The following is a 14,162-nucleotide window of genomic DNA, read 5'->3' as shown; positions in this document are numbered from 1 at the left end:
CGGCACCCGTAGGTTGGGGTGAGCCAAAGGCGAACCCCAACAGGCACCGCAGCTTGCCGCAGGGTTGGGGCTCGCTGCGCTCACCCCAACCCTAGAGATGCTCGCCGGCCAGCGCGCGCTGCAGGAACTCGTAGCGCGCCGCATCGCGATCGACCTGCGTACGCGTGTCCGCGCCGATGGTCTGGCGCAGCAGGCCGCCATCCTTGTCCGCCGCGGCCGGCCAGTGCGGCAGGCCGGGACCGTTCGGCGTGCCGGTCTTGATGAACTGCGCCCAATAGCCCTGCATGGTTTCGGAGACCTGGCGATCGGTCTGCGTCCACGCATACACGGCATTGCCCGGCAGATTGCCCAGCGCGTACTCGATTTCGCCGCTGTGCACCGCGCCGGCATCCGGGCCGGCGCTGCCGTCGCGCTTGGCCGGGCGTGCCTGGTTGAAGAAGTAATAGAACACCGGCGCCCGTCCAGTCTGGCGATGGGCGCGCATCCACGCCCAGGTCGAGTAGGCGATGAACTTGTCGCCCGCGAGCGCCGTGCCATTGGCCTTGATCTGCGCCTCGTTCGTGCCGGGATAGAGCTTGAGCGCGGCATCGGCGTGTTCGCCGAACTGCTTCTGTACCGCGGCACGGTAATGGGCCGGATCCGGCGCGGCCTTGTCGAGCAGGTTGACGTAGCTGCCTTCCTGCGAGTTGGCGCCGAGCAGCAGCGGGATATGCGTCTGCTCGCCGGCCGCATAGATGGCCGTGGGCGAGCGAGGGAAGAAATAGCCGTCGACGGTGGGGCCGAACTCCGGCACGTCCTTCTGGCCGGCGGCATCGAGCAGCGACTGTGCGCTGGCTTTGCGCAACTGCTGCAGCGAGCTTGCGTTGACGCGCCGCGCGAATGCGCTGCCTTCCTGCAGCGTCTGCGCCAGCGGGCGCGGTTCGAGATTGCCGAGCACGGAACCGCTTTCGCCGATCGCCCCGCGCATCAGGCCTTTCGACAACGGTGATGCCATCAGCGCCGACACCGACATGGAGCCAGCCGACTCGCCGCCGATGGTGACCTGGTCCGGATCGCCGCCGAACGCGGCGATGTTCTGCTTCACCCAGGCCAGCGCCGCGGCCTGGTCGAGCAGGCCATAGTTGCCGGCGGCGTGCTGCGGCGATTCGGCGGCCAGCTCCGGCGTGGCAAGAAAGCCGAACACGTCCAGGCGGTAGTTGACCGTGACGGTCACGATGCCGCGCTGGGCCAGCGCCGCACCGTCGTAGCGCGGCTCCGAGCCGTCGCCGCCGACGAAGCCGCCGCCGTAGAAATACACCAGCACCGGCAGCTTCTTGCCGGCACCGTTCGCGGGCGCCCACACGTTGAGGTACAGGCAGTCCTCGCTCATGCCGCCGGAGCGGAACACCATGTCGCTGAAGATCGGGCGCTGCATGCAGCGCGGGCCGAAGCGGTCGGCCTTGCGTGCGTCCTTCCATGCCAGCGCCGGTTGCGGCGGTTTCCAGCGCAGCGGGCCGACGGGCGGCGCGGCGTAGGGAATGCCCTTGAACTCGTTCAGGCCGGTTTTCGCGTCGTGGATGCCGGCAAGGCGGCCGGTGGCGACGGTCGCCACCGGCGGTGCATCCGCGGCAAGCAACGGGGAGCAGGCCAGGGTGAGTGCGAGCGCAAGGCCAAGGCGGCGCGGCAACGAGTAAGCATCGGGCATGTTCGAACCCCTCAGTGGGAAAGGCGAGGCGCCCGATCATCGCGCATCGCCGGCATCTGACGAAGCCCAAGGCTTATCAGATATCGGCCATGCCGCCTTATGTTTTTTCCGCCGGGGCGAGCGCGCGGGGCGCTCAGGCCGCCGAACTGACCAGCCCGCCGCTGCTGCTGCCGCTCTCGGCCATGATCGCCGCGGCCAGCCTGGCCACCGTCTCGGCGATCTGCCCCATGGTGGTGGCCACGGCGGACTGCAGCGCGGCGATGCGCGGCGCATTGGCCGGATCGTTGTCCTTGTCGCGCGCCACCGCCGAGCGCAGCTGGCGTTCCTGCTGCGCGAGCTGCTTCTGCAGGCGTTCGAGCTGCTTGCGCAGCGTCTGCACCGTGATGCTGCCGCTGTCCGAATCGCTGTTGCTCTTGCTGGCCGACGGGCGCGTGCCGGAGGTCGCGGCGCTGAGCGTGGCGGTGACGGAATGGCTCTTCGGCGAGCTGGCGGCCTGCGCCGTGGGGGCGCCGCCGGGTTTGACGGGGAAGGGCGCGATCGCGCCGGACAAACTGAAACTGACGTTCACTCGGGTTCCTGCTCAGGCTACGCAGTCTGCATCGGCCGATGCGCGGCGGACTTGAGTACCGCCACGAACGGGCGGCGCGCATCCTTGCGCACGAGCGGTTGCACGACCAGGCTAAACTACATTCAATTATTATTGTAATGCATTGATTAAAAAAATAAAAAAACCGAGAGCTACATGCCGGCCGGCGGTTCCCACAACTCCACCTTGTTGCCCTCCGGATCGACGATCCAGCCGAACTTGCCGTAGTCCGATTCGTCCACCTTGTCCTCGACCTGCACGCCTTCGGCACGCAGCGCGGCGAGCAGCGCATGCAGGTCGTCGACGCGGTAATTGATCATGAAAGAGGACTGGCCCGGGGCGAAGTGATCGGTGTCCGCGGCGAACAGGCTCCACGCCGTGGTGCCGCCGCCATCGGGATTGTCCGGTCCCTTCCAGCGAAAGGCGGCGCCGCCCCAAGCCTGCACTTCGATGCCCAGATGGGTCTTGTACCAGGCGCCGAGCGCCTTCGGATCCTTGGCTTTGAAGAAGATGCCGCCGATGCCGGTGACTCGCTTCATGGCTTGCTCCCATGCGGATGGGCAGGAAGGCGCCGCGCGCGTGCGGGCCCCGCTGCAAAGGGCGGCACGATAGCGCTGCCGCCGCGCGGTCCGCAACGCCGCGGACCGCGCGCAGCGGCGGCGCGTGGAGTGCTCAGCTTGCTTGTATGCAGGATTGGATCGTGACAAGTTAGCGTGCGATCGACGCCTGCGCCGTCACCGCCGAGGGGCTGCATGCTTGTCCTGGACTGGATCCGCCATCAGCTGGCCGATTTCTTCGGCCTGGGCGCCTGGCTGGACGTGATTGCGTCCGGCAACTACCGGAGCCTGCTCACCGTCGATGGCTTCGGCAAGCTGCTGGGTCCGATCATCCCGCTGCTGCTGGTGTTCGAGCTGGTGCGCGGCGTGATCCTGCGCCGCACCCGGCGCGAGGATTACCAGGTGCCGCTGCTGGTGATGGTGCTGAACCGTTTTATCGGCAGCTTTCTCACCATCGCCATGGTCGGTTTCTGCATCGGCCTGTTCAACCGGTTCGCGCCCTTCCAGGCGGGCTTGACCTGGTACGGACTGATTTACGGCTATGTGGTGTGGGAGCTGGCGCATTTCGTCTATCACTTCCTGGCGCACAAGGTGCGGCTGCTGTGGTGCCTGCATTCCACGCACCACGCGCCGGTGGCCATGAACCTGTCGGTGAATTACGCGCATATCTTTCTGGAAGGCCCGTACGCCGATTTCGTACGCACCAGCATCTGCATGCTGCTGGGGGTGAGCCCGCCGCTGCTGATCCTGATCATGATCATCGACAGCTTCTGGGGCCAGCTGATCCACCTGGGCGAGAACGTGCTGCCCAAGGGCAAGCTGGGCCCGCTGCATCGCGTGCTGCTGACGCCTTCGCATCACCGTGTGCACCACGCGCGCAACGTGCTCTACATGGATACGAATTTCTGCAATCTGCTGCCGATCTGGGACCGCGTGTTCGGCACCTACATGGATGCGCGCGACGATATCCGGATCGAATACGGCATCACGCGGCCGGTGAAGCGCTACAGCGTGCTCGATGCCTATCTCGGCGAATTCTGGCTGCTGGGCCGCGACGTGTGGCGCGCGCCAGGGCTGCACAACAAGCTGCTGTACCTGATCATGCCGCCGGGCTGGAGCCACGATGGCGACCACCACACCGCGAAGGTGGCGAAGGCCGCGCTGCTGGCCAGGGGCGAGTGATCGACCGGCGCCCGCAGGGGCGCCGATCACCGGACGACTTACGCAGCCGGGCAGGGCGAACCGCCCGGCTTCAGCGCATGGAATTCCACCGACAAGCCCAGATCGTCCACGGTCGGCGCCAGCACCGACTCGCCAGACAAGCCGCGATACGTCGTCAGCTTCTGCTGATACCCCCGCTCCACCCACCGCTGCGCACGCCCAAGATCGGTCACCCCATAGCTGACGCCGAGAATGCGCGGCCCCGCAGCCATCGCCTGTGCCGCCAGTCCGGCGCCATCCGGCTGCAACGCCAGCAATGCCGTCGGCCCCACCGGCACGCAGAACCCCCTCGCACCCAGCTCCGGCAGCTTCACCGGCACCGCATGGCCCAAGCCCATGTTCTCCAGTTGCTTGCGATCGGCATCCGCATCCGCCGACACCAGCCAGATCGAGGAAAGCTCGCGCGCGCCGTTGGGGTGTTCGCGCGTTACCCGATAATCCGCGGTATTGGCGGGGTCGAACTGATCCGGCGCGTAATCAGCCTTGTAATCGATAAAGAAGGTATTGCTCGACAGCGGCGCCTTGTCGAAGGCGAACAGCCGCCAGCCGGGCTTGGCGCTGTCGGGGCCGGAGAAGAACGGCGTCACCGCATATTGCTTGGCCTGCAGCGTGCTGCGGATGGCGTCGAGCCGGGAGCTGCGGAAACCGAAGGCGCGCGAACCAGGGCCGCCTTTCAGCGCTTCCTGGTCTTCCTTCATGCCCGGATCGAACTTGGGGTTCGGCCTGGTGATGCCGAGGATTTCGATAAAGCTGCTGTCCGCCAGGCGGATATAGCGGTTGGCGACGCCGTCGGGATCGCGTCCGGGGCGGACCTGGAAGCCCAGCTTCACCGCCATTACCGAGGTGATCTGGTCGATGCCGTGCCCCCACAGCAGGATATGGTCGAGCCGGGTCGGAGCCGGTGCGGGTGCGGCGTGGGCAAGGCCTGCCGACAGCAGGCAGGCCGAGGCGATCAGGGTCGGGCGCATGCGGAACCTCATGGCGAAGAATGGAGCGATGCTGCGGGCGCGCCGCCTTATCGGGGCCGCCCGGTGGCGCTCTTTATGGTCGGTCCGGCCGGCACCGGCAAGGACAATTTCCGGACAAAAACCGCCAGCGGCTTTCAGGCGCCCGCGCTGCGGCGCAGCGACTGCGGCGACATGCCGAAGCTGCGCACGAAGGCGCGGCGCATGCGGCTGGAATCGCCGAAGCCGGTGGAAGCGGCGATATGGTCCAGCTGCATATGGCTGGTCTCGACCGCGACGCGCGCGGCTTCCAGGCGCAGGCCTTCCACCACCTTGGCAGGCGTGGCGCCGATCTCCGCGGTAAAGGCGCGGGCGAAGTTGCGCGGGCTCATCGCGGCCCGCGCGGCCAGGCGTTCCACGGTCATCGGCTCGGCCAGGCGCTTGCGCATCCAGCCGATCAGGTCGCCGAAGCGGCCGGTCTTGCCGCCTTGTTCGACCAGCACCGAGTACTGCGATTGCCCTGCATGGCGCCGTTGATGCACCACCAGCTGCTGGGCGGTGCGCCGCGCGATGCCGGGGCCGAGGTCGTCTTCCACCAGGGCCAGCGCCAGGTCGATGCCGGCGGCGATGCCCGCCGAGGTCCACACTTCGCCGTCGCGGACGAACATGCGGTCCGCATCCAGCTTCACCTGCGGATACAGCCGGCGGAAGCGCTCGGCGGCGGCCCAATGCGTGGTGGCGCGCCGGCCATCGAGCAGGCCGGCCTGGGCCAGGAAGAACGCGCCGGAACAGACGCCCGCCACGCGGCGCCAGGCTTCGGCGCCCAGGCAGGCGACGATGTCCGCGTGGCTTTCCTCCACCTGCGCCAGGTTGCCGCCGGAGACGATCACCGTGTCGAAATGCCGGGGCTCGATCGGCGTGGCCGCCAGGCTCACGCCGGACGAACTGCGCACCACGCCGCCGCCGGGAGAAAGCACGCTGATCGCATAGCTGTCCGGCCGGAAGCGTTCCGCCATCTCGAACACGGCCACCGGGCCGGCCGCGTCCAGCAGCTGGAATCCCGGAAAAACGACGATGGCGATCTCGCGGCGCATGGTGGCAGTGGCTTGGCTTCGATGCAATGGCCGGAAAGTGGCCCAAGGTTGCGGCGGGCGTCAAGTCGACGGCCCGCCGCGGCGGCTTATTTCCCGGCCTTGATCGCCACGCCGGTGATTTCGAAATGCGCGCCCAGCAGCAGCTGGGAACTGCCGGTGAAAGTACGCGCCGGGAAACCGTTCTTGAAGTAGGTGCGATAGACCGAATTGAATGGCGGAAACAGGCTCAGGTCGGTGCACAGCACGTCGATCTTGACGATGTCGTCCATGCTCATGCCGGCGGCTTCCACCGTGTGCTTGAGTTCTTCCATGGCCAGCCGGGTTTCCTCTTCCGCCGACTTGGGCACCTGGTTATGCGCATCCACGCCGATATAGCCGGACAGATACAAGGTGTTGCCGACCAGCACCGCATCGCTCCACGGCGACTTGGCCACTTCCGCCGGCGTGCGGCCGATGACGATGTGCTTGCGGCCATCCTGCTGCGCCAGGGCGGGCAGGGTGGCCAGCAGCAGGATGGCCGAAGCGACAACGTGGGTAGCTAGCTTCATCGCAAACTCCTCGGGGGTGGGGTTGAAGCGCATGCATCGAAACGCGGCACAGGTTGGGGTGAGCGCAGCGAACCCCAACGTGGCGCCGGCTGGCGATCCGGCGGGGTCCGTTGGGGTTCGCTGCGCTCACCCCAACCCGCGGCGGTGGCTTGAATTCGATGCTGCCGCAGGCGCTTCGCCGCCTTCAAGTCCCGGTCGGCCTGGTCTCCGGCGCCGGTCTCAATCCGTGAGACGCGAAAGCATTCGAATGCGGCGGCTTTCCCCGGAGACTATCCATGCGCGCCCCCTTGCCGGCCCCCATCGTGGACGAGGACGACCAGCGCCTGCTGCGGCTGAGCGGCGCGGAGCTGGCCGGGCGGCTGGTCCAGCGCTACGGCGACCGCGTCACCGGCCAGTTCGTGGTCGAGGGCAAGGAGGGCCGCTATGTGCCGCTGCCCGAGGACCTGCCCGCGCCGCTGGCCGCCGCGCTGCGCGCCCGCGGCGTGGCCCGGCTGTACGAGCACCAGGGCCGGGCCTGGGCGGCCACCTCGCGCGGCGAAAACATCGTGGTGGCCACGCCCACTGCCTCCGGCAAATCGCTGTGCTTCACCCTGCCGGTGGTGACTTCGGTGATGACGGCGGGCAACAAGGCGCTGTACCTGTTCCCGACCAAGGCGCTGGCCCAGGACCAGGTGGCCGAGCTGCTGGAACTCAATGCGGCCGGCGAGCTGGGCGTGCGCGCCTTCACCTTCGACGGCGACACGCCGGGCGATGCGCGCCAGGCCATCCGCCTGCATGGCGACGTGGTTGTGAGCAATCCGGACATGTTGCACCAGGCCATCCTGCCGCATCACACCAAGTGGGCGCAGTTCTTCGAGAACCTGCGCTATGTGGTGATCGACGAGGTGCACACCTATCGCGGCGTATTCGGCTCGCACGTAGCCAATGTGCTGCGGCGGCTGCGCCGGGTCTGTGCGTTCTACGGCGTGTCGCCGCAATTCATTCTGTGCTCGGCGACGATCGGCAACCCGGCCGAGCATGCGGCGGCGCTGATCGAGCAGCCGGTGACGCCGATCCTGGAAAGCGGCGCGCCCACCGGCCCCAAGCACGTGCTGCTGTGGAATCCGCCGGTGCTCAATGCGGATCTCGGCCTGCGCGCCTCGGCGCGCAGCCAGACCAACCGCATCGCGCGCACGGCAATCCGCGCGGGGCTGAAGACCCTGGTGTTCGCACAGAGCCGGCTGATGGTCGAGGTGCTGACCAAGTACCTGAAGGACGTGTTCGACCACGACCCGCGCAAGCGGCCGCGCATCCGCGCCTACCGCGGCGGCTATCTGCCCACCGAGCGCCGCCAGGCCGAGCGCGACATGCGCGCGGGCGAAGTGGACGGCATCGTCAGCACCTCGGCGCTGGAGCTGGGCGTCGACATCGGTGCGCTGGACGTCACCGTGCTCAACGGCTATCCGGGTTCGGTGGCGGCGACGTGGCAGCGCTTCGGCCGCGCCGGCCGCCGCCAGCAGCCTTCGCTGGGCATCCTGGTGGCATCGAGCGAGCCGCTGGACCAGTACCTGGTGCGCCATCCGGAATATTTCCGCGACGCCTCGCCGGAGCACGCGCGGATTGCCCAGGACCAGCCGCTGATCCTGCTCGACCATATCCGCTGCGCGGCGTTCGAGCTGCCGTTCCGCGCCGGCGACGCCTTCGGCGGCCAGATGGTGGAACCCTGGCTGGAAGTGCTGGCCGAAGAAGGCGTGCTGCATCGCGAAGGCCAGCGCTTCGAGTGGATCGCCGACAGCTATCCGGCCAATGCGGTGTCGCTGCGCTCGGTGGCGGAAGGCAACTTCGTGGTGGTCAACCGCACGGGCGGACGCCAGACCATCATCGCCGAGGTCGACTACAGCGCGGCGCCGCTCACGCTGTACGAAGGCGCCATCCATATGGTGCAGTCGGTGCCGTACCAGGTGGAGCGCCTGGACTGGACCGGGCGCAAGGCCTATGTCACGCGCACCGAAGCCGACTACTACACGGATGCGATCGACTACACCAGGCTGAAGGTGCTGGACCGGTTCGACTCGTCTTCTTCCGGACGCGGCGAATGCCATCACGGCGAAGTGCACGTGGTGCGGCGCGTCGCCGGCTACAAGAAGATCCGCTACTACACGCACGAGAACATCGGCTACGGCAACGTCAACCTGCCGGACAGCGAACTGCACACGACTTCGGTGTGGTGGGCCTTGGCGCAGCGCACGCTGGACGATGCGTTCGAGCGGCGCCAGGACGCGCTCGACGGTTTTCTCGCCGCCTCCACCGCGCTGCATACCGTCGCCACCGTGGCGGTGATGGCCGAGGGGCGCGATCTGCAGAAGGCGGTGGGCAGCGGCGACGGCGCGTGGTTCGCGGTGCCGGACAGCTCGGGGCATGCACGCGTGCATACGGGGTGGGGCGAGGAAGTGCAGGACCCGCACGCGCCGTTTATCCCGACTCTCTATCTGTATGACGCTTTTCCCGGTGGCGTGGGACTCAGCGCGCCCTTGTTCGAGCGCCGCGCCGAGCTGGTGGAAAAAGCGCGCCAGCTGATCGAGCTATGCGATTGCCGGCTCGGCTGTCCCGCCTGCGTCGGGCCGGTACTGGCTTCGGACGAAACCGCCGCGCGTTCCATGAAGGATCTCGGCGCGATGGTGCTCGCCCTGCTGGCCGACCTGTGACGGATCTCGCCGCACGTTTGCGGCGGCTGCGCGGGCAGGCGGGTATGGCCGGCGGCGCCGCTGCTCCGGCCCCGCGATTGCCCGCCGACCTGTCGCGCCTGCTTGCGGTTCGCCGTTCCACGCCGGCGCGGCAGCGGTCTGTCACGAATACGCCGACTGGTTTGGGCAGTGAGTTGGCACCAGGGCTATGGCTCGCCGAAGCAACGACGGACTGGCCTTCCGTGCCGCTGCCGTTCGATGCCTCGTTCGCCAAGATCCCCGAGCGGATCGACCCCGCGGACATGCTGTTCCTCGACACGGAAACCACCGGACTGGCCGGCGGCACCGGCACCCGCGCCTTCATGATCGGCGTGGCGCGCTGGCACGGCGCGCGGTTCGTGCTGAGCCAGCTCACCATCACCGCGCTGGCCGGCGAGGCCGCGATGCTGGAGCAGCTACGCGCATGGATCACGCCGGCAACGGTGCTCGGCACCTATAACGGCAAGAGCTACGACGCTCCCTTGTTGAATACGCGCTTTCGCCTCGAACGCATGAGCAGCCCGCTGCAAGGGCTGCGGCATATCGACCTGCTGCATCCCGTGCGCCGGCGCTGGCGCGCGCACTGGCCGAACTGCAAGCTCGCCACCACCGAGCGCCAGCTGCTCGGCGTCGTCCGCGAAGACGACCTGCCGGGATCGCAGGCGCCGGCCGCGTGGCTGCGCTTCCTGCGCGCAGGCGATCCCACCGATCTCTATCGCGTGCTGAAGCACAACGCACAAGACCTGCGCAGCCTCGCCGGTGTGCTCAGCCATATGGTGGCGCTCGATCAAACGGCGGGCGGTTTCACACCGTGCGGCGGCGCGCTTGGACATTTGTCCGACAATTAGTCATTCTCCCGTTCTCCAACGCAACCGATGAGGGAAGGGCGGATGACGAACAACCTCCTGGTACGGCGCGCGGGCGCCTGGGTCGGCACGATCGCGGCCATGAACCTCGCTTCCGCGGCGATGGCGGCGGAGCAGCCGGCGAAAGTGTGGAACGGCAAGCCGGCGCCGCTGGCCACGCCGTGGACGGCCGCGGTTTCGCCGAAGAACGCGCTGCCCGAATACCCGCGTCCGCAGCTCGCCCGCCCATCGCTGGAGCATCCGCAATGGATGAGCCTGAACGGCCTGTGGCAATACGCGGCGGATGACGGGCAGGGCAAGCCGCCGTTCGGCCAGGCGCTGAAGGCGCAGGTGCTGGTGCCGTATCCGGTCGAGTCGGTGCTCTCGGGCGTGCAGCAGCATGCCGACTACATGTTCTATCGCCGCACGGTGGATATTCCGGCCGCCTATACGGCCAACGGCCAGCACGTGCGGCTGAACTTCGGTGCGGTGAGCCACGAGGCGACCGTTTACGTCAACGGCACGCAGGTGGCCAAGCATACGGGCGGCTATACGTCCTTCGGCGCGGACATCACCTCGGCGCTGCGCGCGAAAGGGCCGCAGGAGATCGTGGTCGCCGTGCATGCGCCGGTGGATGCCGCCAATATCATGGTCGGCAAGCAGCGGCTGAAGCCCGAAGGCATCTTCTACACCGCGGCCTCGGGCATCTGGCAATCGGTATGGCTGGAGCCGGTGCCTGCCACCAGCCTGGCGCAGCTCGAATTCACGCCCGCGCGCAGCCTCGATGCGTTCACCGTCAGCGCGAAGCTGCAAGGCGACGCGAAAGACGCCACGCTGCGCGTCACCGCCTACGCGGACGGCAAGGCCGTGGGCGAGGCGAGCGGCGCGGCCGGCCAGCCGCTGAAGCTGGCCATCGCGCATCCGCACCTGTGGAGCCCGCAGGATCCCTTCCTCTACACCTTCAAGGCCACGCTCACCCTGGGCGACCAGCATGACGAAGTCACCAGCTACGCCGGCCTGCGCACCGTCGCGGTCGAAAAGGTCGGTGGCCGCAACCGCATCGTGCTGAACGGCAAGCCGACCTTCCTGCTGGCCACGCTGGACCAGGGCTATTGGCCCGACGGCATCCACACCGCGCCTACCGACGCGGCGCTGAAGTTCGATATCCAGAAGACCAAGGACCTCGGCTTCAACACCATCCGCAAGCACATCAAGGTCGAGCCGGCGCGCTGGTATTACTGGACCGACCGCATCGGCCTGATGGTGTGGCAGGACATGCCGGCGCTGCCCACCGACCGCAACGACAAGCTCAGCGAAGCCGACAAGGCCAGCTTCCGCGCCGACGTCTCCGCCATCGTCGAACAGCTGCGCGGCGTCACCTCCATCATCGGCTGGATTCCGTTCAACGAAGGCTGGGGCCAGTGGAGCATCCCCGCCGCCGCCGAGCTGTCCGCGCAGATCAAGCAGCTCGATCCCTCGCGCCTGGTCGACGCGCGCAGCGGCGCCAACTGCTGCGACATGAAGGGCGACCCGCATGCGGGCGACGTCTACGACGTGCACGACTACCAAGGCCCCGGCCTGCCCAGCCCCGATGCGGAACGCGCCGCCATCGACGGCGAGCACGGCGGCCTCACCCTGGGCGTGCCCGGCCACGTGTGGCCCAATACCGCCATCAATCCATACGGCGCGGTAAAGGATCGCGCTGCGCTGAACGCCGGCTACGTCGCCAACACCGCGGTGCTGCGCGACAAAGGCGTGCCCAAGGGCATGTCCGGCAGCGTGTATACGCAGATCACCGACGTCGAGGGCGAGCACAACGGGCTGTACACCTACGACCGCAAGGTCGAGAAGGTGGACGAGGCCATGGTGCGCGCGATCAACGAAGAAACGATACGTGCGGGCGCCAGTCCCTGAAGCCTGGGGCTTGGCCGTCATCCCGGCCTGCGCCGGGATGACGGCCGCCGATGGCGGCCTTGGGCTTCATGCAACGTGCGCAAGGCGATTTGTGCGCTACTCTTCGCCGCCAAGAACTCAAAGGTCCCCACCTATGCAGCCCAAGGCCGCACTGCTGCTGGCACTTTCCGCTTCCCTGGCTACGCTTGCTCCCGTCGCCGCCAAGGCAGACGACAGCGCGAAAGTCATCGCGCCCTCCGAGCTGCCTTTCATCAAGGTCTCCGCAGGCGTCCGGCTGAAGGAACTCACCGGGCGCGCCGCACCGGCCGGCGCACGCTCCACGCTGGGCAGCGTCGCGCTGTTCGAACTCGATCCGGGCCATGCCAGCGCATGGAGCCACAACAAGGCCGGCGAGGAATCGTTCTTTATCCTCGAAGGACATGGCGAAGTGTGGACCGGCAGCGTCGCACACGCGGTAGGCCCCGGCGACTACATCCTGGTCCCACCCGCCGTCGTGCGTTCCATCCGCGCCAGCAAGGGCGAAGTGCTGAAGTTCTACGCCATCACCACGCCGGCGTGGAGCAAGGACGACGACGTGCTGGTGCCGGCGCCCAAGGGTGCGCCCAAGTAAGCGGCGCGAAAGCGCCGGCATCGCTCCCGCCGCGCAAACGCCATATCGCTGCACTGCCGTCTTGACCCGGCGTGCACGGAACCGCGTTACATCGCCACAAAGCACTAGCAAACAAGGCCAGGGAGTAAATGCACACCAGCGCACACTCCTATAACTTTCTACCGATGGGAAACGCTGCGCGCTGCCATGCATACTCGCCGAGGTGGCCGCCCAAGCCCTTGATCTCCGGGGAGTAAAACTCATCGGGCGGCGCGACGTGTCGACGGCGATGGGATCCTAGGGAGAAGGGACGATGCCGGCCATGCTGGGGCAATCCAAGGCGTTCGAGCTGATGCGTGCGCAGCTGCATCGCTACGCCGGCTGCGATGTGCAAGTGCTGATCGAAGGCGAGACGGGTACCGGGAAGGAGCTCGCCGCGCGGGAAATCCATTACGCCAGCGCGCGCAGCGAGCGGCCGTTCGTGCCGGTCAACTGCGGCGCGCTGCCGGACAATCTGATCGAGAACGAATTGTTCGGGCACGAGCGCGGCGCCTATACCGACGCCAAGAGCGCGCAGCCCGGGCTGATCGACCATGCGCGCGGCGGCACCCTGTTCCTGGACGAAGTGGACTCGCTGTCGAGCAAGGCGCAGGTGACTCTGCTGCGCTTTCTGGAAAACAACGAATACCGTCCCGTCGGCGGCGGCGCGGCGCGCGTGTCGAGCGCGCGCGTGGTGGCGGCCACCAATGCCTGCCTCGAAGCGCGTGTCGCGGCCGGCCTGTTCCGGCGCGATCTGCAATACCGGCTCAATGCGCTGCATGTATGCCTGCCGCCGCTGCGCGAGCGCGCCGGCGACATTCCGATGCTGGCGCAGCATTTCCTCGCCCAGCTGGCGCAGCGGCTGGATCGTCCGGCCAAGCGCTGGACGGACGAAGCCCTGCGCGTGCTCGACGCGCACGGCTGGCCGGGCAATGTGCGCGAGCTGGAGAACGTGGTGCTGCGCGCTTATCTCGGTACCGAGGGCGCGATGATCGGCGCCTCCATTCTCGACGGGCTGATCGCGCCCGCGGCCTATGTTTCATCCGAGGAGTCGGCGGACATCTTCCTCGAAGACGGCGACCTGCATTACCTGTCCGCGAAGAAGAACGCCATGTGCGCGTTCGAGCGCAGTTATCTGCTCGGGCTGATGAAGCGCACCGCCGGCAATATCAGCGCCGCGGCGCGTCTTTCCGGCACGGAGCGCAGGCAGCTCGGCAAGCTGCTGAAGAAGCACGGCATCGAGACCGGCGGCTTCCGCTAGCCCGCGGCATGCCGCGGAACTCGGGTGCGCTTTGACCCACCCGCGCCCGCGGACCGGGGCAAAGCTCACCCGGCTGGCATCCGGGTCCACGCGCAAATCCCTTGTTTCAAGCCATTTTCGAGCAGGGCGAACGCTGGCACGGCGCTTGCCTCAGTCCTCCTCGACGTGGAGGTGACGC

General features: G+C 67.6%; 12 protein-coding genes. 6 read left to right on the top strand and 6 right to left on the bottom strand.

Going from position 1 to position 14,162, the window contains the following annotated elements; genetic code table 11:
• Positions 1-91 precede the first annotated feature (91 nt).
• The 3 genes from FHW85_RS14175 to FHW85_RS14165 form a co-directional block, all read right to left on the bottom strand.
• A complete protein-coding gene (locus tag FHW85_RS14175) occupies positions 92-1,684 on the bottom strand; it encodes a carboxylesterase family protein (RefSeq protein ID WP_168648667.1) in 1,593 nt (530 codons plus the stop codon).
• Between the two features lie 133 nt (positions 1,685-1,817).
• Positions 1,818-2,252 (bottom strand): hypothetical protein, encoded by a 435-nt coding sequence (locus tag FHW85_RS14170; RefSeq protein ID WP_168648666.1) that lies wholly within the window; start codon positions 2,250-2,252, stop codon positions 1,818-1,820.
• 170 nt (positions 2,253-2,422) lie between these two features.
• A complete protein-coding gene (locus tag FHW85_RS14165) occupies positions 2,423-2,809 on the bottom strand; it encodes a VOC family protein (RefSeq protein WP_168648665.1) in 387 nt (128 codons plus the stop codon).
• A 213-nt stretch (positions 2,810-3,022) separates the two neighbouring features.
• Between FHW85_RS14165 and FHW85_RS14160 the strand changes: the two genes are divergently transcribed.
• The gene (locus FHW85_RS14160; RefSeq protein ID WP_167258264.1) at positions 3,023-4,009 is read left to right on the top strand and encodes a sterol desaturase family protein; all 987 of its coding nucleotides are present in this window, start codon (positions 3,023-3,025) and stop codon (positions 4,007-4,009) included.
• A gap of 38 nt (positions 4,010-4,047) precedes the next feature.
• Here the strand turns inward: FHW85_RS14160 and FHW85_RS14155 are convergent, their stop codons facing one another.
• From FHW85_RS14155 to FHW85_RS14145, 3 genes are all read right to left on the bottom strand, one after another.
• Entirely contained in the window at positions 4,048-5,016 is a 969-nt protein-coding gene (locus FHW85_RS14155) for a VOC family protein (protein ID WP_168648664.1), read from the bottom strand.
• Positions 5,017-5,150: 134 nt separating this feature from the next.
• Positions 5,151-6,086 (bottom strand): GlxA family transcriptional regulator, encoded by a 936-nt coding sequence (locus FHW85_RS14150; RefSeq protein ID WP_168648663.1) that lies wholly within the window; start codon positions 6,084-6,086, stop codon positions 5,151-5,153.
• A gap of 86 nt (positions 6,087-6,172) precedes the next feature.
• The gene (locus FHW85_RS14145) at positions 6,173-6,634 is read right to left on the bottom strand and encodes a RidA family protein (RefSeq protein WP_168648662.1); all 462 of its coding nucleotides are present in this window, start codon (positions 6,632-6,634) and stop codon (positions 6,173-6,175) included.
• 275 nt (positions 6,635-6,909) lie between these two features.
• Here FHW85_RS14145 and FHW85_RS14140 point away from each other — a divergent pair, with 275 nt between their 5' ends.
• The 5 genes from FHW85_RS14140 (at position 6,910) to FHW85_RS14120 (ending at position 13,984) form a co-directional block, all read left to right on the top strand.
• Complete coding sequence (locus FHW85_RS14140; RefSeq protein WP_168648661.1) at positions 6,910-9,318, top strand: DEAD/DEAH box helicase; 2,409 nt, start codon at positions 6,910-6,912, stop codon at positions 9,316-9,318.
• Entirely contained in the window at positions 9,315-10,184 is an 870-nt protein-coding gene (locus tag FHW85_RS14135; protein ID WP_343203705.1) for a ribonuclease H-like domain-containing protein, read from the top strand. Before FHW85_RS14140 ends, FHW85_RS14135 begins: the two co-directional genes overlap by 4 nt.
• Before the next feature lie 42 nt (positions 10,185-10,226).
• Positions 10,227-12,095, top strand: coding sequence for a sugar-binding domain-containing protein (locus FHW85_RS14130; protein WP_168648660.1), 1,869 nt, complete (start codon positions 10,227-10,229; stop codon positions 12,093-12,095).
• 133 nt (positions 12,096-12,228) lie between these two features.
• On the top strand, positions 12,229-12,705 hold the full coding sequence (locus FHW85_RS14125; protein WP_168648659.1) for a cupin domain-containing protein: 477 nt from the start codon (positions 12,229-12,231) through the stop codon (positions 12,703-12,705).
• A gap of 292 nt (positions 12,706-12,997) precedes the next feature.
• Entirely contained in the window at positions 12,998-13,984 is a 987-nt protein-coding gene (locus FHW85_RS14120) for a sigma-54 dependent transcriptional regulator (RefSeq protein WP_246866764.1), read from the top strand.
• The last annotated feature ends 178 nt before the right edge of the window (positions 13,985-14,162 follow it).

The sequence above is a fragment of the Dyella sp. SG609 genome (assembly GCF_012275375.1).
In the GTDB taxonomy this organism is placed as follows: Bacteria; Pseudomonadota; Gammaproteobacteria; order Xanthomonadales; family Rhodanobacteraceae; genus Dyella_D; species Dyella_D marensis.
Note: the sequence above shows the minus strand (reverse complement) of the source record. Positions and strands in the feature narration are given on the sequence as shown.

Excerpts from the sequence above, each read along its gene's own strand:
- FHW85_RS14145 (WP_168648662.1), bottom strand. The coding sequence starts at position 6,634 with ATGAAGCTAGCTACCCACGTTGTCGCTTCGGCCATCCTGCTGCTGGCC.
- FHW85_RS14175 (WP_168648667.1), bottom strand. The coding sequence starts at position 1,684 with ATGCCCGATGCTTACTCGTTGCCGCGCCGCCTTGGCCTTGCGCTCGCA.
- FHW85_RS14150 (WP_168648663.1), bottom strand. The coding sequence starts at position 6,086 with ATGCGCCGCGAGATCGCCATCGTCGTTTTTCCGGGATTCCAGCTGCTG.
- FHW85_RS14140 (WP_168648661.1), top strand. The coding sequence starts at position 6,910 with ATGCGCGCCCCCTTGCCGGCCCCCATCGTGGACGAGGACGACCAGCGC.
- FHW85_RS14125 (WP_168648659.1), top strand. The coding sequence starts at position 12,229 with ATGCAGCCCAAGGCCGCACTGCTGCTGGCACTTTCCGCTTCCCTGGCT.
- FHW85_RS14160 (WP_167258264.1), top strand. The coding sequence starts at position 3,023 with ATGCTTGTCCTGGACTGGATCCGCCATCAGCTGGCCGATTTCTTCGGC.
- FHW85_RS14165 (WP_168648665.1), bottom strand. The coding sequence starts at position 2,809 with ATGAAGCGAGTCACCGGCATCGGCGGCATCTTCTTCAAAGCCAAGGAT.
- FHW85_RS14155 (WP_168648664.1), bottom strand. The coding sequence starts at position 5,016 with ATGCGCCCGACCCTGATCGCCTCGGCCTGCCTGCTGTCGGCAGGCCTT.
- FHW85_RS14120 (WP_246866764.1), top strand. The coding sequence starts at position 12,998 with ATGCCGGCCATGCTGGGGCAATCCAAGGCGTTCGAGCTGATGCGTGCG.
- FHW85_RS14130 (WP_168648660.1), top strand. The coding sequence starts at position 10,227 with ATGACGAACAACCTCCTGGTACGGCGCGCGGGCGCCTGGGTCGGCACG.